This is a genomic window from Campylobacter sp. CNRCH_2016_3089, assembly GCF_025772505.1.
Lineage (GTDB): Bacteria > Campylobacterota > Campylobacteria > Campylobacterales > Campylobacteraceae > Campylobacter_D > Campylobacter_D lari_D.
The window spans coordinates 23422-44823 of the sequence record NZ_JAKMSF010000005.1 but is presented as its reverse complement, the minus strand read 5'-3'; the positions used below and the strand labels follow the sequence as shown (position 1 = coordinate 44823).

Annotated in this window: 19 protein-coding genes; 8 read left to right on the top strand and 11 right to left on the bottom strand. The window is 29.7% G+C overall.

All coding sequences use genetic code 11. The features are described 5' to 3' along the window. Positions 1–13 precede the first annotated feature (13 nt). From L8W69_RS04455 to L8W69_RS04425, 7 genes are all read right to left on the bottom strand, one after another. Positions 14–679 carry a M48 family metallopeptidase gene (locus L8W69_RS04455; protein WP_263666532.1) on the bottom strand — a complete coding sequence of 222 codons (666 nt, stop codon included), beginning with the start codon at positions 677–679 and terminating at the stop codon, positions 14–16. Continuing rightward, positions 655–1971: an MATE family efflux transporter gene (locus L8W69_RS04450; RefSeq protein ID WP_263666531.1), complete on the bottom strand. Its 1317-nt coding sequence runs from the start codon at positions 1969–1971 to the stop codon at positions 655–657. The genes L8W69_RS04455 and L8W69_RS04450 overlap by 25 nt, the downstream gene beginning before the upstream one ends. A 71-nt stretch (positions 1972–2042) precedes the next feature. Continuing rightward, positions 2043–3254 (bottom strand): DUF2920 family protein, encoded by a 1212-nt coding sequence (locus L8W69_RS04445; protein ID WP_263666530.1) that lies wholly within the window; start codon positions 3252–3254, stop codon positions 2043–2045. A 59-nt stretch (positions 3255–3313) separates the two neighbouring features. Then, on the bottom strand, positions 3314–4054 hold the full coding sequence (gene pstB, locus L8W69_RS04440; RefSeq protein WP_133318867.1) for a phosphate ABC transporter ATP-binding protein PstB: 741 nt from the start codon (positions 4052–4054) through the stop codon (positions 3314–3316). After that, positions 4051–5139, bottom strand: a complete 1089-nt coding sequence (gene pstA / locus L8W69_RS04435; RefSeq protein ID WP_133318866.1) for a phosphate ABC transporter permease PstA — start codon at positions 5137–5139, stop codon at positions 4051–4053. The genes pstB and pstA overlap by 4 nt, the downstream gene beginning before the upstream one ends. After that, positions 5136–6050, bottom strand: a complete 915-nt coding sequence (pstC, locus tag L8W69_RS04430; RefSeq protein ID WP_047208303.1) for a phosphate ABC transporter permease subunit PstC — start codon at positions 6048–6050, stop codon at positions 5136–5138. The genes pstA and pstC overlap by 4 nt, the downstream gene beginning before the upstream one ends. A gap of 16 nt (positions 6051–6066) precedes the next feature. Then, positions 6067–7050: a substrate-binding domain-containing protein gene (locus L8W69_RS04425; RefSeq protein WP_257928718.1), complete on the bottom strand. Its 984-nt coding sequence runs from the start codon at positions 7048–7050 to the stop codon at positions 6067–6069. 87 nt (positions 7051–7137) lie between these two features. Between L8W69_RS04425 and L8W69_RS04420 the strand changes: the two genes are divergently transcribed. The 8 genes from L8W69_RS04420 to ccsA all read left to right on the top strand — a co-directional run bounded on the left by L8W69_RS04420 (position 7138) and on the right by ccsA (position 17998). After that, positions 7138–7797: a response regulator transcription factor gene (locus L8W69_RS04420; RefSeq protein ID WP_220566406.1), complete on the top strand. Its 660-nt coding sequence runs from the start codon at positions 7138–7140 to the stop codon at positions 7795–7797. Continuing rightward, the gene (locus L8W69_RS04415) at positions 7791–9089 is read left to right on the top strand and encodes a sensor histidine kinase (protein ID WP_263666529.1); all 1299 of its coding nucleotides are present in this window, start codon (positions 7791–7793) and stop codon (positions 9087–9089) included. Before L8W69_RS04420 ends, L8W69_RS04415 begins: the two co-directional genes overlap by 7 nt. A gap of 73 nt (positions 9090–9162) precedes the next feature. After that, positions 9163–9657 carry a non-heme ferritin gene (gene ftnA, locus L8W69_RS04410; RefSeq protein WP_220566403.1) on the top strand — a complete coding sequence of 165 codons (495 nt, stop codon included), beginning with the start codon at positions 9163–9165 and terminating at the stop codon, positions 9655–9657. A 106-nt stretch (positions 9658–9763) separates the two neighbouring features. Then, positions 9764–10399 (top strand): helix-turn-helix transcriptional regulator, encoded by a 636-nt coding sequence (locus L8W69_RS04405; RefSeq protein WP_220566402.1) that lies wholly within the window; start codon positions 9764–9766, stop codon positions 10397–10399. Positions 10400–10581: 182 nt separating this feature from the next. Next, positions 10582–12519 carry a multiheme c-type cytochrome gene (locus tag L8W69_RS04400; protein WP_133318862.1) on the top strand — a complete coding sequence of 646 codons (1938 nt, stop codon included), beginning with the start codon at positions 10582–10584 and terminating at the stop codon, positions 12517–12519. Positions 12520–12614: 95 nt separating this feature from the next. Continuing rightward, positions 12615–14633: a rhodanese-like domain-containing protein gene (locus tag L8W69_RS04395; protein WP_412175471.1), complete on the top strand. Its 2019-nt coding sequence runs from the start codon at positions 12615–12617 to the stop codon at positions 14631–14633. A gap of 56 nt (positions 14634–14689) precedes the next feature. Continuing rightward, positions 14690–15289, top strand: coding sequence for a SoxW family protein (locus tag L8W69_RS04390; RefSeq protein WP_263660777.1), 600 nt, complete (start codon positions 14690–14692; stop codon positions 15287–15289). Between the two features lie 9 nt (positions 15290–15298). Then, positions 15299–17998, top strand: coding sequence for a cytochrome c biogenesis protein CcsA (gene ccsA, locus L8W69_RS04385; RefSeq protein WP_263666527.1), 2700 nt, complete (start codon positions 15299–15301; stop codon positions 17996–17998). Position 17999: 1 nt separating this feature from the next. On the opposite strand, the gene L8W69_RS04380 is transcribed toward ccsA, so the two are convergent. From L8W69_RS04380 to L8W69_RS04365, 4 genes are read right to left on the bottom strand one after another with little or no spacing between them, the layout of a single operon-like run. Beyond that, on the bottom strand, positions 18000–18224 hold the full coding sequence (locus L8W69_RS04380; RefSeq protein ID WP_133318859.1) for a hypothetical protein: 225 nt from the start codon (positions 18222–18224) through the stop codon (positions 18000–18002). Then, a complete protein-coding gene (gene lpxD, locus L8W69_RS04375) occupies positions 18217–19176 on the bottom strand; it encodes a UDP-3-O-(3-hydroxymyristoyl)glucosamine N-acyltransferase (RefSeq protein WP_263661691.1) in 960 nt (319 codons plus the stop codon). The genes L8W69_RS04380 and lpxD overlap by 8 nt, the downstream gene beginning before the upstream one ends. Then, positions 19173–19640 carry an acetolactate synthase small subunit gene (ilvN, locus tag L8W69_RS04370; protein WP_039626144.1) on the bottom strand — a complete coding sequence of 156 codons (468 nt, stop codon included), beginning with the start codon at positions 19638–19640 and terminating at the stop codon, positions 19173–19175. Before ilvN ends, lpxD begins: the two co-directional genes overlap by 4 nt. Further along, positions 19637–21346: an acetolactate synthase large subunit gene (locus tag L8W69_RS04365; protein ID WP_263665912.1), complete on the bottom strand. Its 1710-nt coding sequence runs from the start codon at positions 21344–21346 to the stop codon at positions 19637–19639. Before L8W69_RS04365 ends, ilvN begins: the two co-directional genes overlap by 4 nt. Positions 21347–21402 lie beyond the last annotated feature (56 nt).

Here is a 21402-nt window from a genome sequence, read left to right as displayed (position 1 = left end):
CTTAAAAATATACTTAAAAAATAAGACTTTTTAGAAAAATTTCCCTTGCTTTATAATCAGGCATAAATTTATATAAAAAATCATAAAATTCTTTTTGATGATGTGGGTAGATTAAATGTGTAAGTTCATGTAAAATCACATATTCTATAGCTTTTATAGGTTTTTGCATAAGTTTTAAATTTAAGTTTATGTATGCTTTTTGATGATTACAAGAACCCCATCTTGAAATCATTTCCTTGATGCAAATTCTTTGCACCTTTCTTTCAAAAGCAAATTCCCATTTTTTTATAAAATACTCAAAAATCACTCTAGCACTACGCCTCAAGAAAAGATCTAAGGACTTTTGATTTTTTGCAAAAATTTTATCTTTTTTTATAAGAACTTTTTTATGATTTTCGTTAAAAACTAGCTTGTATTTTTTACCTAAAAAATACAATTCATCACTTGCTAAAACTACTCTTTTTAAAGAAAGTTCTTTTTCTTTGGCTCTAATCCAGCTTTCATTTTTTTCTAAAAATCTTAAAACATCTCTTTGCTCATAATATAGCGGTATGCTAAGCTTGAAAGTTAAATCCCTATCTATCTTAAGTCTTAAGTATTTAAGTTTTTTCTTTTCAAAAGCAAAACGAAATTCTTTAAATTCTAAAATTCCTTTTATACTAGTGCTTTGCCTTGCCATTTTTTACTTTTCCATCTATATGAATTTACTATACCGCGTAAAAACTCATCTGCACAAAAACCTATCCAAACTCCCAAAATTCCAAGTCCAGCATAAAAACAAAGCACATAACCAACCGGTAAAGAAACCCCAAGCATAAACACCACTCCACTTAAAAATGGAAATCTCGCATCACCACTTGCTCTTAGCGAATTCACCATGACTATATTAAAAGTTCTTGAGATTTCTAAGAAAATTGAAAGAGTAAAAAGTGGTATCATAAGTTCTTTTAAACTTTCTTCAAGCTTTACCACACCCATGGTAAAATCTTGCAAAACATAATTAAGCAAAGCTACAAAAGCACTTGCAACCACGCTAAAATATAAAGCTATCCAAGTATGTTTATAGGCCACATTTAAGTATTTTGCGCCGACTAATTTACCTATGATAATTTCATTGGCTACGCTTATAGCTTGCCCTACTAGCATGATGAGCAAAGAAATTTGAAAATAAATCGTTTGAACGCTTAAATTTTCTTTACCCAAACTTGCTACAAAAGCAAAAGCTATGGTGTATTGTATAAACCATATCAAATGCTCTCCTGCTGCAAAACCACCGATGTTAAAAATCTTTTTAAGTACCACTTTTTCAAGGCTTATCATCTCTTTAATTTTAAGATGAATTTTGAGTTTAAAGCTAAGTATTGCTACAAGCATACCAAAGGCGACCAAACGCCCAAGTATATTACTAAGCCCTACTCCAAAAAGCTCTAGTTTGGTAAAATGTAATACATAAAAATTTCCTATAAATATCATAACATTCATCAATAAGGTAGTAAACATAACCCAATAAGCCATATTATACACCCTAATAATAGCAGCCAAAACTATACCCATAGCGTCGAAAAACAAACAAATTCCAAGCATGTGCAAGTAAATTTCACTATTCTTTAAAAGCTCATTTGGAATTTGTAAAAGATAGAGTAAAAACTCTCCATGCCATAAAATCAAACTTCCGCACACAAAACCAAGCAAAGCATTTAAAAATAAACTTTGATGAATTGCCTTTCTTGCTAGAGTGTAATCTTTAGCCCCTAAAGCTTGAGCAATCACTACACTACAACCCACACTTAAAAAACTAAAAATAATGATAAATAAATCTGCTACTTGATTACCCGCACCCATGGCTCCAACTAAAAAGTTAGAATACTGCGAAACCATAACGGTGTTGATAATCAAAGAAAAATATCTTAAAAACATTTCAAGCAATATAGGCATACTAAGATGTTTAAGTGAAAGTTGTTTGCTTGCCATAAATACTCTTTTTGATAATAATCTTTTGAAAGTAAAAAGTAATTTTACTTAAAAATTACTTTTTATAAGCTTTATAATATTTCTAAAACAAATTTATCATTTTCATCTTTAAAGGTAAAAACTTTATTTTTACAAGGATAAGATATACTATCTTTTTTCATACTAAATGTTTTATCTTTTAATTTTTCAAGCATAATAGGTAATTCTTTATTAAATAATGCCTTATCAGGAATTCCACAGCCATGAGTTAAATTTTTAATAAATTTGCCATCTATATCTTTTTCATCTATTAGATGAAAATCTACTTCATAGTTTAAGGCTTTTAAAATTTCTATCATAGAAATTTTATGATCAGCTGGAGTTAAGTCATCTTTAGCGCTATGATAACTTGTATAAATGATATTTTTATTCTTTTGAGCTTGTAAAATCAAGTGATCTTTATTAAGTAAAGCTCTTATTAAATAATTTTCATCAGCAAAATAATAAGGTGAGTTTGGGTTTTTGCGTGTCCAATGAGTTTTTATAGTGCTATAAATTATTATATTTTCATTACCAACTTTACAATCATAACTTTTTACTTCTTTTCCGATTACATAATTTAACGGAGGCAATGCAGCACCTGAATTATCTATCACTCCATCTACATACCAAGGAGCTATTTTAGCACACATTAATGCCACTAAGCCACCGTATGACCCCCCCCCGTAAATTTTAGGTAAAGATTTAAATTGAGGATAATTTTTCATTATATCTTTTAAGGCATTGATATGATCGATTGCAGGCATAATGGCAAAATTATTATACTCATTGTTAGGTGGGATAAAACTTCCATAAATATGTGCTTTATAATCTTGATTTAAAATTTTATTATTTTTTAAATTAGTAATGGTATGATACAAATAATCATAATGTATATGAGCATTATTGGTATCTAATTTACTTGATTGAATTTTGAAATTTTCTAAAACTTCTTTCAAAAAAGGTAAATCATCTTCCATAAAAGTAGTAGTTGCACTATATTTGTCCACATCAGAAACTCTTTGGCAAAAACAATGATAAAATACATTTACAGTTACTACATCAAATTTTTTAGCTATAAAATTTCTATAACTTTCTAGAAAATGTATATTTGCATTAGCTCCATACCCACCTATGATAAAAACAATAGCTTTCATTTGCCTACTATCATCATAAGTGATTCTATATTCTAATTTACTTTCTCTTTTTATATTTAATTCTACATCATCACAAGAGTCTATGAAATAGGTTTGATTTATGAGCATATTAAGCCTTTTAGAAATTTTGATTAATTATATCATCAAAATTTCTAAATAAATAAAAATTATCCAAAAGCTCCATTTAAATAAGCTTTTGTTTTTTCTTGTTTTGGATTTTCAAAAAATTCCTTACTCTCTCCAAATTCTACAAGTTCACCTAGATGAAAAAACGCAGTATAATCAGCCACGCGCTTACCTTGTTGCATGTTATGTGTTACCATAATCATGGAAAGATTATGGCTTAATTCTTTAATAAGCTCTTCTATAACACTTGAAGATATAGGATCAAGTGCAGAAGTTGGTTCATCTAAAAGTAATAATTTTGGCTTTATAGCCAAAGCTCTTGCAATACAAAGGCGTTGTTGCTGACCACCTGAAAGTGCTAGAGCATTTTGTTTTAGTTTATCCTTTACCTCCTCAAAAAGCCCTACTTTTTTAAGACAATCTTCCACCAAAGCATCTTCTTCATCTTTGTTTTTGATCATCCCATGGAGTTTTGGTGCATAAGAAATATTATCATAAATGCTTTTTACAAAAACATTAGGTTGTTGAAATACCATTCCGACTTTTTTTCTAAGCACGACTAAATCTTGATTTTTAACATCTTTTCCATCAATCTCAACAAGACCATCGATTTTTGCTATTTTGTCATTCATCCTATTAAAACAACGCAAAAATGTGGATTTTCCACAGCCTGAAGCACCTATTAAAGCTGTGATTTTATTTTTTTGAATTTCCATATTAATATCAAATAAAGCTTGTTTTTTACCATAAAATAAATTTAGATTTGTTGTTTTTGCTATCATTTTAATTTTCCTTGAAAATATCTTCTTAAAAGTATTGCTGCTAAATTTAAAATCACCAAAAGAGATAAAAGCACTATAATCCCTGCTGCTGTTCTTTCTAAAAATGCACGCTCTGGCATAGCTGACCATGAAAAAATTTGAGCAGGTAAAACACTTGTTGGCGCAAAAACACTATTTGCCACATCAGGTATAAAAGCTATCATACCTATAATCATCAAAGGTGCGGTTTCGCCAATAGCTTGAGCTAAAGTTAAAATAGAACCTGTTAAAATCATAGGCATTGCCAAAGGTAGCATAATGCCTTTTATCATTTGAATTTTAGTCATGCCTAAAGCATATGCTGCATTTTTCATATTAATATCCACACTTTTTAAGGCAGCTTTAGTTGAAACAATAATAATAGGTAAGCTCATAATAGCCAAAGTTAATCCTCCAACTAAAGCACTAGAACGAGGCATCCCAAAGAGATTAATAAACACCCCAAGTCCTAAAAGTCCAAATAAAATACTAGGAATACTTGCAAGGTTATTAATACACACTTCTATAAAATGCGTAAATACATTTTGCGGAGCAAATTCTTCTAAATAAATAGCTGCTCCAACTCCTATTGGGATACTTACAACCATACATACTATCATCACAAGTAAAGTTCCAACCACAGAAGCAAAGATTCCTGAATTTTCAGGTGATTTAGAATCTCCATTAAGGAAAAAATTTGTGTTAAAACTTAGTTTGATTTCTTGCTTTTGAACTAATTCATCAACTAAAGTTTTTTGTTCATCGCTTAGTTTATTGTAGTTTTTTTTCATATATTGATCAACTTCAGAATTTGCTAAAAGCCAAGATTTTTCTTTGATTTGACCCGTTCTTATTTTCCTTTGTTCAGCACGCGATAAAAGCTCATATGAAGGGCTATTTCTATCAGCCTGGGCATAAATGTAAGTTTGCTTAAAAGCTCCTATCCCAAGATACCCTACGCTTGATAAAAAAATACAAAGAAAAATAAGATTTATATAAAGCCCCATTTTACAGAATCTTTTGAAATTTTTTGAAGCTTTTTTTCTTTGTTTAAAAAGTTTTTTCATAAATTTTTCCTTTTATGGAAGCGATTTATCAAATAAACGCTAAAAATATTAATGATTAATGTAATAATAAAAAGCACAAGCCCTAAAGAAAATGCACTTAAAGCTAAAGAACTATCAAAAGCTTGATCACCGCTTAATGCTTCTACTATTTTTACAGTCACTGTTGTCATATCTTCTAAAAAATTCATTGTTAAATTTGGACGCAATGAAGCAGCCATAACAACAATCATCGTTTCACCTAAAGCTCTTGAAAGTCCTAAAAGACAAGCTGCAACTATACCTGGCATTGCTTCTGGTAAAATTACTGCAAAAACGACTTCTTTTTTAGTCATACCTAAAGCATAAGCTCCGTTTATCCTTTTTAAACTTACAGCTTCAATGCAATCTTGTGAGAGTGAAGCCACTATAGGAACTATCATAATACCCATGATAAAACCTGCACCTAGGGCACTTTGAAAACTAGCTTCTATACCAAAAAGAGAAAAAAACCACACTATAAAAGGAGCTACAACTATGGCTGCGAAAAATCCAAAAACTACAGTAGGAATTCCTGCTATGATTTCTAAAATAGGTTTTAAATAGTTTTTAGATTTTTTACCTGCAAATACTCCAAGATAAATAGCACACATTACACCTAAAGGTAAGGCTGTTAGCATTGCTATTAATGAAATATAAAAAGTTCCCCAAAATAAACTCAAAGCACCAAAAACCCCATGCTTGCTACTTCCATCAGCACCTACAAATGCAGCATCTGCTGCCCACTGACTTGAGAATAAAAAAGTAAATACGCTTTCTTTTTGAAAAAATTTTAATGCCTCTATTAAAATAGTTAGCATAATAGCAAAGCTTACTACTACGCTAACAAAAGCACAAAGAAAAAGCGTTAATTTTATTATTTTTTCTTTTATCAATTTTTCATCCTAAAAATTAAAAAACTTTCCCTGCTTTAACAAGCTCATCAGTTAATAAACCTTTTTCTTCTATATGTTTTTGGGTTTGTTTTAAAGTTTTTTCATCCAAAGGAACTAATCCTATTTTTTCTAATTCTGCTCCGCTTTTAGCTAAATCATCACTCATATAAATTTTTGCAAATTCAAATACTTCTGGATTTTTCTTAGCATTCATATATATAAACAAAGAACGAGCTAGTTTATATTTTCCTTCGGAAATATTCTTCTCATCAGCTTTTACACCATCAATATCAACTGCATTAATCTTATCATCATTACTAGCTAAAAATCCGTATCCAAAAAGCCCAAAAGCTTCTTTATCAACAGAAAGTTTTGAAACAATTAAATTATCGTTTTCTCCGCTTGGTATAAATGCTCCATCTTGGCGTATAGTTTTATATGCACCTTTATATTCAGGAATTTTTTTAGAAATATCTACCATTACAAGCTCTTCTATACTATCTCTTGTTCCTGAACTTGATGGAGGACCATAGATTGTAATTTTTCTATTTGGTAGATTTTTATTGATTTGTTGCCAATTTGTATAAGGATTTGGGACTAATTTTCCATCTTGTGGAATTTCTTTGGCCAAAGCTAAAAATAACTCATGTAAGCTTATATTTAATGGAGCATTGATTTTATTTTGAGCTAAAACTATGCCATCATAACCTATCATAATCCCGACTATATCACTCACACCTGATTTTTTACAAGTTTCAAATTCACTTGGCTTGATTGCTCTTGAAGCATTAGAAATATCAGTAATTCCCTCGCAAAACACTTTAAAACCACCGCCTGTGCCAAGACTTTCAACTATAGGTGTTTTTGTATTTTTTATAGAAGCATACTCTTCAGCAACAAAAGAAGTAAAAGGATAGACAGTAGATGAACCTGCTATTTTTAATTCTGCTGCGTTTAAACTAACAAAGGTAGCCACACTTAAAGCCAAAAGTTTTTTCATTTTTTCTCCTTGTTTTAAAAAAAGTAATGAAAATTTAAAAAAACTTGGAAACATTTTGGATACATGTATTTTTTGATATAATTTTATATGCTAAATGTTATTTTGATAGAAGATGATAAAGATTTAAATGAGTTAATTAGTTTAAGACTTAGTCAAGAAAATATAAAAATTTATAATTATTTTGATTTTTTTGACTTAGAAACTTTTCTAGATACAAATGAAATAGACTTAATCATCATGGATAGAAATTTACCAAGTGGCGATAGTGTAGAGATGATAAAACAATTAAGAAAAAAAGGTTATATGGAGCCTGTGATTTTTCTTAGTGCAAAGACTTTACAAAAAGATATTTTAGAAGGTTTTGAGCAAGGCTGTGATGATTATATATGCAAACCTTTTGATTTTAATGAACTTTTATTTAGAATCAAAGCCGTAACTAAAAGAAATAAAACTCCAAAAGAACAAATTTCTTATCAAGATTTTACTTTATATATAGAAGAGAGAAAATTAATTCATCAAACAAATACATTTGAAAATTTATCAACCCTAGATGTAGAATTACTCAAGTGTTTTTTTAATCATAAAAATCAACTTCTAAGCCGTCAATTTTTAAGTGAGCAAGTATGGAAAAATGACACAACAAGTGATAAGACAATCAATACGGCTATTTTAAGATTAAAACAAAAAATTCCACAAATTAAAGAAAATATCATTTCAGTGCGCTCGGTGGGTTATAAATTGTGTTAAAAATCAGAAATTTTTTTGCTTTATTTTTTATATGTTTTTGTATATTTTTTATAGGATTGTTTTATTTTATCAATGAGCAATATATAAATAACACTATAAAAAGCACTTATGAGCAAAAATTAAAAACCTTGAATGATACATTAAAATTTAGCATTATAAAAACACTCAATACAAACAACATTCAAGAATTTTCTCAACAAACAAGAGCAGATTTTATCATCAAAAAAGATGGAAAAACCATCTCATCTTTAGATGATTTTGATTTTTTTAAAAATCAATTTAACGCAGATTTTACACATGAATTTTTTAATAATAAAGAAATTTATTATAAAGCTTATCAATATGAAGGATATAAATACATCATCATTGTTTATCCAAAAATAAACGCAAAAATACAAGATTTTTGGATAAAAAATATTTTGATTTTTTTGCTTTTTTTAGCAGTATTAACTGCAATATATATTTTTATATTTAACTTTTTTAAAAAATACTTTCAAGAATTACTTTTGTTTATTAAAAATATAAAGAGTCAATCAGAATTTCATTTTACAAAGAACTTTTTTTATGATTTAAATTCTTTAAATTTAAGATTATTAAAAATAAAAAAGTTATTTTATGAGAAAGAATTACAAAATAAAAAACAAGCCAAAAAAATTAAAATGAAAAACACTCAACTTTCAAATTTAATCAGTGCTATTTCACATGAGTTAAAAAATCCTTTAAGTGTTATAAATTTAAGTTTGCAATCTTTAGAAAAAGAACATAATGATGAAACTATGAGAAAATTTATGCTTGAAAAAATTCACAAGCAAAGCGTAAAAATCAACCAACTAACACACAAACTAAATTTTGTTTTTAATTTAAATATCACATCTTTAAATAAAGAAAATTTTGATTTATATGCTTTAAGTAAAAATATTGTTGAAAATTTTAATGAAAACAGGATTAAAATTCAAGGAGAGCAAACTTTCATAAAAGCAGATTCTTTTCTCATTGAGCAAGTTATTATTAATCTCATTAGCAATGCACTAAAATATAGTCAAAAAGATATTTTTATTGAAGTTAAAAACCAAGAATTTACTATACAAGATCAAGGCATAGGCATAGAGGAAAAATACTTAAAATTAATCACAAAAAAATTTTATAAAATCAATACTAGCCAAAACAATTCTTTTGGACTAGGATTGTTTTTAGTTAAAAAAATACTCACTTTACACAAAAGCTCTTTGAAAATTCAATCTAGCCCACAAAAAGGCAGTGTTTTTTCTTTTAGTATAAAAAATACAAAATAATTTTTTTATTATTAATATCTTTTTAATAAAACTATATTAATATAATAAAGCAATAACACTTAAAGGAGAGAAAATGCTTTCAAAAGAAGTAGTAGCTTTATTAAATGAGCAAATTAATAAAGAAATGTATGCAGCAAATTTGTATTTGAGTATGAGTTCATGGTGCTATGAGCATAGTTTTGATGGTGCAGGGGCGTTTTTGTTCGAGCATGCAAGAGAAGAAAGTGATCATGCTAGAAAACTCATCACTTATTTGAATGAAACTGATTCTAAAGTAGAATTAAAAGAAGTTAAAAAACCTGATAGTGATTTTAAATCATTGCTTGATGTATTTGAAAAAACTTTTGAGCATGAGCAAAGTATCACTGCTTCTATTAATAATCTTGTAGATTTTATGCTTTCAAGTAAAGATTATTCTACTTTTAATTTTCTACAATGGTATGTAAGCGAACAACACGAAGAGGAAGCGCTTTTTAGAGGTATAGTAGATAAAATCAAACTCATAAGCGATAATGGTAATGGCTTATACATGGTAGATCAATACATCAAAAGTCTGACTAATAAATAATTTTTTAGCTTCCATAAATTTGGAAGCTAAATATCTTTTAATTTAAAAGAATTCTTGCAAAATAAAAGTAAATTTGCTAAAATACTTTTTATTTAAAAGGATTTTTATGCAAATGAATGAAATTACTGATAAACTTAAATTTATACTCCAAAAAGAAGGTATAAAAAACGCCAAAGATTCTGATGTAGCTAAGATGCTAAATATCAATCCTGATACCTTTTATAGTATGAAATTTAGAAATTCCATACCTTATAAACAAATACTTCATTTTTTAAATGAAAGAAATATCAATATCAATGCGTTTTTTTATGAAGATTCCCTTGAGAGTAATACTCTAACGCATGATCTAAACTATAATGTTTTAAAATATTATGATGTTAATGCTTCTATGGGAGGTGGAGCTTTAAATGATAATGTAAGTTTTTCAGAAGTGATTATAGATGAAAAACTAAGTGATTTTTTTGGCTCTAAAGATTGTGATATCATCCCATGTATAGGCGATAGCATGGAGCCTGAAATCAAAGATGATTCTTTGTGTTTAGTAGATAAAAGCAAAAGCTTTAAAGAAGGTGGAGTTTTTGCGGTAAATACCAGAGATGGTTTATTTATCAAACAAATTTTTAAAAGCAATAAAGGCGGAGTTTATTTACACTCTTTTAACCTAAGTTATGCAGATGTTCATTATCAAAATGGAGACTTTTTAATTGTAGGTAAGGTAGTAGGAACTATTAGTAGAATTTAATATTTAGCAAATAACTTCTTTTTCTATATGATAATTTTTATTATTTAAATTAATAAAAAGTTAATAAATTATATTTTTAAGTTAATTTTTATTAAAAAATAGTCAAAATTATGTTTTAAAAGTTAATAGATAATAAATAAGAGTGTTTTTATCTTTTAACAAAACTACATGAAAGGGAAGTTATGAAACATAAACTAGCTAAAGTCGCCACTTATGCTTGTTTAGCATTGGGCATTAGTTTGACTACACAAGCTTTTGCTTCTTCAGAGCCTAGAACCCTTGATGGTTATGTGGCTCAAGAAGATGCATTTTTTGATTATCTTTATAAAAATCACCCTATTTTTAAATATGAAAAAGAAGGGCGTTTGGTGGGTAAATTTACCCATAGTGATAGAACTGAAAATTGGGTTGTAAATCAAAATGGAGCTAAATTTGCTGCCGAGCATGATTTAAAACAAGCTTCTATTACTTATCGCTTGCCTTATGAATCTTTTTTGGATTTTCCAAACAAATTTGTGGGTCCAAAAAAATGTGGCGAATGCCATCCTGCTCAATATGCTTCTTGGGAGCGCTCTCGTCATGCAAAAACCGTGCGTTTTCCACATGAAATGGAAGAAGTTGGTGGAGCTGAAGGTTTGAAAAAACCTATGTATAATTCTCAAGCTACTATTTTACCCGATGGAATTTATCCAAATGATGTTTATGCTCTCATTGGAACACCAAGAACAAAATATGGTTTTATAGATAGATGGCTTGTGCGTGGAACTTACCATGTTGAAGATGGAAATTTGAGTGATTTAAGTGGTAAATTAACCGCTGGAGGTAATCAATTTTCAAGACTTTGGAGTGAGTTTTTAACCCCTGAAATGGCACAAAAAATAGCTGCATTTGCACCTGGTTTTCCTACTAAAATGGAAGATTTTGGAGGAAATGGCTCTCAAGTATGGGGAACAAACTCTTATGCTGCAACCTATAAAGAAAAAGCGGTTTTCCAACCTGCTACTGCGTATTGTGAAACCTGTCATACTTTTAAATTTGACTTTAAAAGCAAGGAAGAATTTTACAAAGCACTGGGTAATCCAAAAGAACTTCAAAAACATACCATCTCAAAAGGCATTACTTGCGAGGAATGCCATGGGGCTGGAGCACATCTTTATGGAGCAAGAGGTGCGGGTATGCCATCAAATTGTGAAAGATGTCATCAAAGATTTTCATATAATGAAACCGATGCTAAAATCAATCCTAGAAAACCTTTCAACGCATATTTTAAATCAAGTTGCCCTGCGTGTGGAACAGAAGGCGCTCAAATGTATTCTTCAGCACACTACGATAAGGGTATGAGATGTAACACTTGTCATGATCCACATGAAGTAACTTTTAATGATTGGAAAAGCGGTTATACTAAAACAAAACTTAAAAAAACTTGCAAAGATTGTCATGAAACCCAAGCAAGCTTTTTCAAAAAAGGCGGAATTCACGCAAAAGATAACTGTACAGCTTGTCACATGCCAAATATGATGAGTTGTGAAAACTTTGGAGCAGTTCAAAACCCTGATAAAGGTGGATTTGATAATGTTAGAGCTTCACATATTTGGAATATCAAAGTAGATAAAACCGCAAAAACACTTAATCCACCAGAAGGCAAAGAAAGATCGCCTAAAGTTGGTGGTTGGACTATAGCTAGAGATGATGAAGGTAGATTTTTCCTTGATTTAATGTGGAGTTGTGGTAGAACTAGTTTTAGTGATATTAACCTAATGGGTCCTGGTGCAAGTGGTTGTCATAGTCCTGTACAATCAACCTTACCTGAAAAACTTCACTTTAGCAATCAAGAAATGATTTATGATAAAGTAATGCAGTGGCAAAACCCTGTTAAAGAAGGATATGAGAAAATTAGAAAAGGCATAGCAAATATTGATAAAACTTTTGCTGAAAAAAATAAACTTTCAATAGAGCAAAAATCAAAAGTATTAAGCCTAACTAATCAAGCTCAAGCCATAGCTGATAGACTAGAAAAAGATGGTTCTTGGGGTGTTCATGGACCTGCTTATTCTAAGAAAATCATAGAAGAAGCTTTAATTTATATCCAAGAAGCACAAAATATCCTAAATGGTAAATAAAAACAAAGGAAGAATGAAAAATTCTTCCTTAAAATAAGGAGCTAGTCTTGAAAAATTTAATTACTCGACTTTTTATTGTGCTTTTTACTCTTTTTATGCCATCAGGATTTATTTTTGCTGAGGCTAATGGAGAAATAGGCTCAATAGAAGGTGTAAAAAGCATTAGCTTAGCACAAGCTCAAGAAATGCTAGATCAAAACAATACTTATTTTTTTGATGTCAATTCAGAGCAAGATAGACAAGCTAATGGTTATATACCTAATTCCATATCAACCTATGTGGAAAATTGGCAAAATTTATTACCTAATGATAAAAATGCAAATTTAGTATTTTATAGTTTAAATCGTTTTAGATTTGAAGCTTCTCAAGCAGCTGCAGTTGCTATAGAACTTGGCTATAAAAACTCTGTTGTAATGCTTGATGGTATAGAATCATGGGTAACTTCAGGTAGAAAAGTTGAAAAAATAGACACAGTTAAATGGGAAAAAGCTAAAGAAATTATCGAATTTAAAGACACTATCCACTCAAGATTTAAATTTAGCAACACCCCATCTTGTCGTGATTGTCATGCTCAAAAAGGTAAAGGCATTAGAGCTGATATTGCAGCAAATAAAAACCTAATCAATCAAAAATGTGCAACTTGTCATGAAAAAGCAAGCAATGCTTTAGCAAAAAGCGCTCATGGGGTGCAAGAGTTCTTACCCGCTCAAGATATGCAAAAGAAAAAAGAAAAACCATCTTGTGCAACTTGTCACTCTATTCATATTACCCCAAAACATTCAGGAATTTATTCACAAAAACAATTAGTTGATCAAAAATGCACACAATGTCATAAACAAAAAAGTGCAACTTTTCATATGACTTTTCATGGTAAAGGTATGTTTTTAAGCACTCCAGGTGAAACTCCAAGTGTTGCTACTTGTTCTGATTGTCATGGAAAACATAATATTTTAAAATCAAGCGAAAGAAGCTCAACTCTCTCGCCAATTAACCGTGTTCAAACTTGCAAATCATGCCACCCAAATGCAAATGAAAATTTCGCAAATTGGATGGCACATGCTGATCATAGTGATGGCGAAAAATATCCTGGATTACATGGTGCTTATATATTCATGACTATTTTGGTCATTTCTGTATTTGTTTTCTTTGGAGCCCATACTATACTTTGGTGCTTGCGTTTAATTGCTATGCGTATAAAATATCCTAAAGAATGGAAAGAAGCAAGAAAAGCAGCACATGAAGATAAAGTAAGAGTAAGAAGATTTAGCACTTTTCATAGAATTCAGCATTTTTTTATGGCAGTTAGCTTTTTGGGTCTTGCATTCTCAGGCTTACCGCAAAAATTCTATGATTCAGCATGGGCTAAACCTATGATTGATTTAATGGGTGGAGATATCATTAACGCTGCAACCATACATCATATTTCAGCCATAGTAATGTTTGCAGTATTTTTCTCTCACATTGGAGAAATAATCATCGTAAATTGGAAACGCCGTGATGTAGCAAGGGATCCAATAACTGGCAAAATAAGCTTTATGAAAGTTTTAAAAGCTACTTTTGGGCCTGATTCTTTAATGCCAAATTGGCAAGATTTTAAAGATATGAAAGATCATTTTAAATGGTTCTTTGGTTTTGGACCAAGACCGCAATTTGACCGCTGGACTTATTGGGAAAAATTTGACTATCTAGCAGTATTTTGGGGTATGTTTATCATTGGTATTTCAGGGCTTATTTTATGGTTTCCTGCTTTCTTTGGTAAATTTTTACCAGGTGAAGCAATCAACTTAGCAACCCTACTTCACTCTGATGAAGCTTTACTTGCTACAGGATTTATTTTTGCAATTCACTTCTTTAATACGCATTTTAGAGCAGATCGCTTCCCTATGGATATGGTGATTTTTTCAGGAAGTATTAGTGAAGAAGAGATTAAACAAGAAAGAAGCGTATGGTATAAACGCTTAAAAGAAAGTGGAAAATTAAGCACTTTATATGAAAATAAAAGTAACTTCAAAGCATATCAATGGCTAGCTAAACTTGCAGGATTTGCAATGCTAATCACTGGCTTAGTATTTTTATTTTTAATGCTTTATACTTTCTTTAACACTATCTTATAACCTTATTCGCTATAATAGCGAATAAGGACTTTTTCTAATTTTTTCAAGGATTTTAAATGTTTAAAACAATACTCTCACTTAGTTTTTTAAGTATTTTTTTTATAGCTTGTTCTAATGAAGAAAAACTTGATTCTAATTTAATCTCAAGCGGTACACAATTTTCTAAAGAAAATTTACAAAAAGCAAATGATTTAGATAAAAAATCTTATGAAGAAATAGCTCATTTATTTAAAGATAATGCAAATATAAAAAGTGATGATAAAAACATTTTAATCATTTTTAGCGCAAATCACTGCCTTTATTGTGATAAATTAAAAGAAGAAATTAAAAATGATAAAAAAATACAAGAACTTATAAAAGACAAATACAGCTCATATTATATAAATATAAGCTATAAAAAAATTCATACATTTTATAAAAACCATAAAAGTGACTTAAGTACAGCTGAACTTTCTAGTATTTATGATATAGTAGCCACCCCTACTATTGTAATTTTAAACAAAAATAGCCAAACTTTGCTAAATTATCCTGGTTTTATTAGCGCAAAAAGACTAAGCGCTACAATGGAGTTTTTAAATCAAAAAGAAAATCAAAATTTAGACGAAGCAACCATAGCACAAAAACTCATACATTTTTATAAAGAAAATAATATTTAAAGGTTAAAAATGCAGTATTTTTTTTCTTTTGCAATGAGTTTTTTGCTAATGAGCATATATGCCATAGCTTGTGCTGTGGCAACCTTTATAGAAAATGATTTTGGTATTAGTGCAGCTAAAGCTTTAATTTATAATAATGCTTGGTTTGATATGTTGCATTTATTACTAGGTTTAAATTTAATCGGAGTGATATTTTACAACAAGCTTTTTCAAAAGAAAAAATACTCTATCTTGCTTTTGCATTTATCTTTTATAGTGATTTTAATCGGTGCTGGACTTACTAGATATTTTGGCTTAGAAGGTGGAATGTATATAAGAGAAAATCAAAGCTCTAACACCATAGTTACTAGGGAAGAATTTATAAAAATTACTGATTTTGATGCTAATGTTAGTTTTGAATTTCCTATTAGCTTTACCCCGCTAACTCAAAAGCATTTTGAAAAAACTATTGACTTAAATGGTGAAAAATTAATCATAAGCTCTATCAAATACACTCCACAAAAAGACTCTATTACACCTGCTAGCTTAAAATTAAATATTAATTATCAAAAAGCAAATACACAAATAATCTTAAATCCAAATTTTACAAAAAAACAAGCAGTGCATTTTAACTTACAGGGAAAAAATTTTACTATCAATTGGGGACCAAGAGAAATTAAGCTTCCTTTTGCATTACACTTGAAAGATTTTATACTAGAGCGTTATTTAGGTTCTATGAGTCCATCTTCTTATACTTCCAAAATTCAAATCATGGATGAGCAAAATAATATTAATCTAGATTATGATATTTTTATGAATAATGTTCTTGATTATGGCGGGTATAGATTTTTTCAAAGTTCTTATGATCAAGATGAGCAAGGCACTATACTTTCAGTAAATAAAGATCCTGGTAAAATCCCTACTTATATAGGTTATACTTTATTGATTTTGGGATTTTTATGGGTTTTATTTGATAAAAACTCAAGATTTCATCGTTTAAGCATTTATTTAAAAAAAGGTCAAAGCTTTGTATTGTTTATTTTGCTTTTTGCAAATTTACAAACTCCGCTTTTTGCACAAGAAAATAAAAATGAAATTTTAAATTTAATCTCAAATTTACAAAAAAATTCCTATGAGCATTCTTTAAATTTTGCAAGATTACTTGTGCAAGATCATAATGGTAGAATCAAGCCTTTAGATACTTTGGCAATGGAGTTTGTTTATAAAATCACTCAAAAAGAAAAATTTTTAAATCTTCACTATGATCAAATTTTTCTAGCAATGATGATTTATCCTAAAGAATTTAGAAAAATCAAAATGATAGCTACAAAAACAAGCAAGCTAAGAGAATTAATAGGCGCAGATATAAATGAAAAATACATAGCATTTGATGATGTGTTTGATAATGGGATATATAAACTTAGTAATTATGTTGAGGAAGCTAACCGCAAAAAGCCCTCACTAAGAACTAACTTCGATAAAGATTTGCTAGCCTTAGATGAAAAAATAAATCATGCATATTATATTTATAGCGGTCAAGCTTTAACTATTTTTCCTGATATTAATGAACAAAGTTTAAAGTGGTATTCTCCAGTGCAAATTTTACCTTTTGCAAAAGAAGATGTAGAGCGTTTACAAATGCTTTTAGTTGGCTATTTTTTACAAGTTCGCAATGGTGTTGAAAATAATCAATGGCAAGATGCGAATGAAATTTTACAATCTTTAAAAGATTTTCAAAATCACTATGGAAGTAGTGTTTTACCGCCAAAAGAAAGATTAAATCTTGAAATACTGCTTAATCATTATAATATCTTTGATAATCTAACTTTTGTTTATATTAGCTTTGCGTTAGTATTTTTCTTCTTAAGTTTTTATACTATATTAAAAAATATTTCTTTATCTGCCTTTGTATATAGATTTTTTTACATCATTTTAAGTATATGTGTAATCATACATGCACTAGCTTTAATCATTCGTTGGTATGTAGGTGGGCATGCTCCTTGGAGTAATGCTTATGAAAGCATGATTTATATAGCTTTTGCTTGTGCGATAAGTGCTGTGATATTTTTTAAAAAATCACTCTTGGCTTTATGTGGTGCGAGTTTTTTAGCAGGCATTTCGCTTTTTGTAGCTCATCTTGGCTTTATGGATCCTCAAATTGGAAATTTAGTACCTGTTTTAAAATCATATTGGCTTAATATTCATGTTTCTATTATAACAGCAAGTTATGGATTTTTAGCACTTTGTTTTATTATAGGGATTTTGAGTTTAATTCTTTTTGCTTTAAGGGGTAAAAATAAAAATATAGATTTAAACATCATTAAATTACACTGCGTTAATGAAATGTCTATGATAATAGGACTTGCAATGCTTACAATAGGAAATTTTTTAGGCGGAGTTTGGGCTAATGAAAGCTGGGGAAGATATTGGGGTTGGGATCCAAAAGAAACTTGGGCTTTGATTTCTATTGTAGTTTATACTATGGTATTGCACTTAAGATTTATTTTTAAAACTTATTTTATTTTTGTTTTTGCAAGTGCTAGTGTTTTAGCCTTTTATAGCATATTAATGACTTATTTTGGAGTAAATTTTTACCTTTCTGGGCTCCATTCTTATGCAAATGGTGACGCTTTTCCTATACCAACTTTTGTGTATGTTTTGATTGTGCTTAATTTTATTTTAATTATTAGCGCAGGAAGAAAAAGGGATTTAAATACGCCTAGTTTTTAAACTAGGCTTTGCTTTTTTCTATTTCTTGAAGTGCATGGATAAGATCTTTTAAATTTTCATAAGGAATATGAACTTTCCAATCTATTCCATTTTCTTTTTTTAAAGCCACACCTATACTTAAGACATCATTGCTTCCTATACCATAAGGATTAGAAAGATTACAAAGGCTTATTTCTCCACTTTTACTACCATGTAATTCTATAGTTTTAAATATTTTTTTACTCATGTTTATCCCTAAAAGCTGTGATAATTTTTGCTTGAAATTTCAACCAATCTTTTTGAAGCATGATAGGAAAACCACCATAAACCCTAGCACCTTCTAAATTTTTAGTGACCCCACCTCTTGCTGCTATGGTAGCAAAATCTCCTATTTCTAAATGTCCGCTTGTAGCGCTTTGTCCACCCATGGTGACATTTTTACCCAAAATACTTGAGCCTGAAATTCCACTTTGAGCTACTATAAGACAATTCTCCCCTACTTCACAATTATGTCCTACTTGAACAAGATTATCAATCTTTGTACCTTGCTTTATGATAGTGCTTTCAAAAACCGCTCTATCAATAGTCGTGCAAGCTCCAACTTCCACAAAATCTTCTAAAATAACATTCCCATTGTGATAAATCTTATAATGCTCGCCATTTTTTGTATGTGCATAACCAAAGCCATCGCTACCTATAACACAATTTGCTAGCAAATGGCATTTTTTACCTATTTTAGTGTCATTATAAATCACAACATTTGGATGGATTGTAGTATATTCACCTATACTTACATTATCGCCTATATAAGCTCCTGCCATTATCACTACATGATCAGCTATTTGGACATTTTCTCCAATATAAACATTTGGCATAATCTTGGCACTTTTAGCGATTTTAGAATTTTTCTTTTCACTAGAAATTAAAGGTTTAGCAAAAAGCTTACTTAAAAGCGCAAAAGATAAATGTGGATTATCAACAACTAATTTAACACAATCTTTTGAAACTAAATTTTCAAATTCTTTTGAGACCAATATAGCCCCAGCTCCACTACTTGCAATTTTTTTAGAGTTTTTTTCTCCATCGCAATAACTAAGTTCAGTAAAACTTGCATTATTTAATGAATTTAAAGCTGTAATTTCTATATCATCTCCGCAATATTCTATGCCTAAAAATTTAGCAATTTCACTAATTTTCATTTTACCTCCATTAAAATAGAACCACTTCTAACTACACTAATAGGATTATACTTTTTCATAGTTTTTAAAAAGTTATCAATATTTTTTGCATCATCACTTGCCATTACTATAATAAACTCATCATCACTATAAGTTACACTGCCATTATAAGCTTTTAATATAGCATCTAAGCCTGCAAAATTTTCATTTAAAGCAATCTTTACCAAAGCTGTTTCTTTTTCTATAAAATCACTAGAATCAATTACCTTATAAGTAGGTATGAGTTTATGAAGTTGCTTTATGATTTGCTCAAAAACTTTTTCATCGCCTAAAGTAACGATATTTATCCTTGAGAATTCTTTATCATCAAGCGGAGCAACCGTAAGAGATTCTATATTATAACCGCGTCCTGAAAAAAGCCCGACAACGCGTGATAATACCCCATGCTCATTTAATACAATGACAGAAATTACTCTTCTTTTCATTTTTTATCCTTGTTTTTATAGCTAGGTAAAATCATATTATAAATAGCTCCGCCCGCAGGTACCATAGGTAATACATCTTCATAACGATCTATAGCTACATTTAAAACACAAGTTTTTTTAGATTCTAAGGCTGCTTTAAAAGCTTTTTGAAATTCTTCTTTATTAAAAACATTATAACCCTCACAATGAAAACCTTTAGCAATAGTAACAAAATCAGGTTGACTTGTTAGATCTGTATTAGAAAATCTTTCTTTATAAAACATACTTTGCCATTGTCTTACCATACCTAAAAAAGAATTATTTAAAATGATATTAATCACTTTAATTCCATAAGCACTTGCTGTCATTAGCTCTTGTATATTCATTAAAAAAGAACCATCGCCTACAAAATTTATTACAACTTCTTCATCTACAGCTAATTTAGCCCCAAGTGCAGCCGGTAAAGAATACCCCATAGTTCCTTGCCCACCGCTTGTTGCAAGTTGTCTTGCATAATTAAAAGGATAAAATTGCGCTACCCACATTTGATGCTGTCCCACATCAGTAATTATCCTTGCATCAGGAGCTAATCTAGCACATTCTTCTATAACCCATTGAGGTTTTAAAACTTCATCACTATCTTCATAGATTAAAGGATATAATTGTTGATAGTTTTGTAAAGTTTTAAACCATTCTTGGTATTTTGTGTTGTCAAAACTTTCTTTTTTTAATTCTTCTAAGGTATCTAAAATAACACTTTTAATATCCCCAACTATAGGAAAATGCGCTTCGATGATTTTAGAAATAGAGCTTGGATCTATATCAATATGAACGATTTTTGCACCCTTAGCAAACTCACTTGTTTTACCAGTAATCCTATCATCAAACCTAGCACCCACAGCAATGAGTAAATCACACTCACTTAAAGCGATATTTGCACAATAACTTCCATGCATACCTGCCATTTTTAAATTAAGCTCATCATCGCTTCTTAAAATCCCTAGAGCCATCAAAGTTTCAACTGCAGGAATTTGGCAAAAATGAATCAAGTCTCTTAATTCGTCACTAGCATTAGAAGCTATGCAACCTCCACCTAGGTAAAATAAAGGTTTTTGAGCATTTTTAATCAAACTTACTAATTTTTTAATTTGCTTGATATTTCCTTTATAGGTTGGCTTGTAAGTTTTCATAGAAATTTCTTTAGGATAATGCCATACACCCATAGCAGCAGTAACATCTTTAGGTATATCAATATGCACAGGCCCTTTTCTACCTGTTGTAGCAATATAAAAAGCTTCTTTTAAAATTTTAGGTAATTCTTCGATATTTTTTACTAAATAATTATGCTTTACACAAGGTCTTGAAATACCTATAGCATCGATTTCTTGAAAAGCATCTGTTCCTATTAAAGAATTTGCAACTTGAGCCGAAATTAAAACCAAAGGTATAGAATCACTATAAGCAGTAGCTAAACCTGTAACTGTATTAGTAAAACCAGGTCCACTTGTAACTACTGCCACACCAACTTTACCACTCATTCTAGCATAAGCATCAGCGCTATGTAAGGCCGCTTGCTCATGTCTGACTAAAATGTGTTTAAAATGAGTTTGTTTGTAAATTTCATCATAAATATTTAAAGCCGCACCACCAGGATAACCAAAAACTACTTTAACATTTTCTTCTTTTAATGCTTCACAAATCATTTGCGAGCCATTTAGCTCTTTCATTATTTTACCTTTTTGCTTAAAATGGAAAATATTATAACGATAATTTAATAAATATT

Bases quoted from the DNA above. Each gene is read 5' to 3' on its own strand.
- L8W69_RS04455 (WP_263666532.1), bottom strand. From the start codon at position 679: ATGGCAAGGCAAAGCACTAGTATAAAAGGAATTTTAGAATTTAAAGAA.
- L8W69_RS04450 (WP_263666531.1), bottom strand. From the start codon at position 1,971: ATGGCAAGCAAACAACTTTCACTTAAACATCTTAGTATGCCTATATTG.
- L8W69_RS04445 (WP_263666530.1), bottom strand. From the start codon at position 3,254: ATGCTCATAAATCAAACCTATTTCATAGACTCTTGTGATGATGTAGAA.
- pstB (WP_133318867.1), bottom strand. From the start codon at position 4,054: ATGATAGCAAAAACAACAAATCTAAATTTATTTTATGGTAAAAAACAA.
- pstA (WP_133318866.1), bottom strand. From the start codon at position 5,139: ATGAAAAAACTTTTTAAACAAAGAAAAAAAGCTTCAAAAAATTTCAAA.
- L8W69_RS04425 (WP_257928718.1), bottom strand. From the start codon at position 7,050: ATGAAAAAACTTTTGGCTTTAAGTGTGGCTACCTTTGTTAGTTTAAAC.
- L8W69_RS04420 (WP_220566406.1), top strand. From the start codon at position 7,138: ATGCTAAATGTTATTTTGATAGAAGATGATAAAGATTTAAATGAGTTA.
- ftnA (WP_220566403.1), top strand. From the start codon at position 9,163: ATGCTTTCAAAAGAAGTAGTAGCTTTATTAAATGAGCAAATTAATAAA.
- L8W69_RS04405 (WP_220566402.1), top strand. From the start codon at position 9,764: ATGCAAATGAATGAAATTACTGATAAACTTAAATTTATACTCCAAAAA.
- L8W69_RS04400 (WP_133318862.1), top strand. From the start codon at position 10,582: ATGAAACATAAACTAGCTAAAGTCGCCACTTATGCTTGTTTAGCATTG.
- L8W69_RS04395 (WP_412175471.1), top strand. From the start codon at position 12,615: ATGCCATCAGGATTTATTTTTGCTGAGGCTAATGGAGAAATAGGCTCA.
- L8W69_RS04390 (WP_263660777.1), top strand. From the start codon at position 14,690: ATGTTTAAAACAATACTCTCACTTAGTTTTTTAAGTATTTTTTTTATA.
- ccsA (WP_263666527.1), top strand. From the start codon at position 15,299: ATGCAGTATTTTTTTTCTTTTGCAATGAGTTTTTTGCTAATGAGCATA.
- L8W69_RS04380 (WP_133318859.1), bottom strand. From the start codon at position 18,224: ATGAGTAAAAAAATATTTAAAACTATAGAATTACATGGTAGTAAAAGT.
- lpxD (WP_263661691.1), bottom strand. From the start codon at position 19,176: ATGAAAATTAGTGAAATTGCTAAATTTTTAGGCATAGAATATTGCGGA.
- ilvN (WP_039626144.1), bottom strand. From the start codon at position 19,640: ATGAAAAGAAGAGTAATTTCTGTCATTGTATTAAATGAGCATGGGGTA.
- L8W69_RS04365 (WP_263665912.1), bottom strand. From the start codon at position 21,346: ATGAAAGAGCTAAATGGCTCGCAAATGATTTGTGAAGCATTAAAAGAA.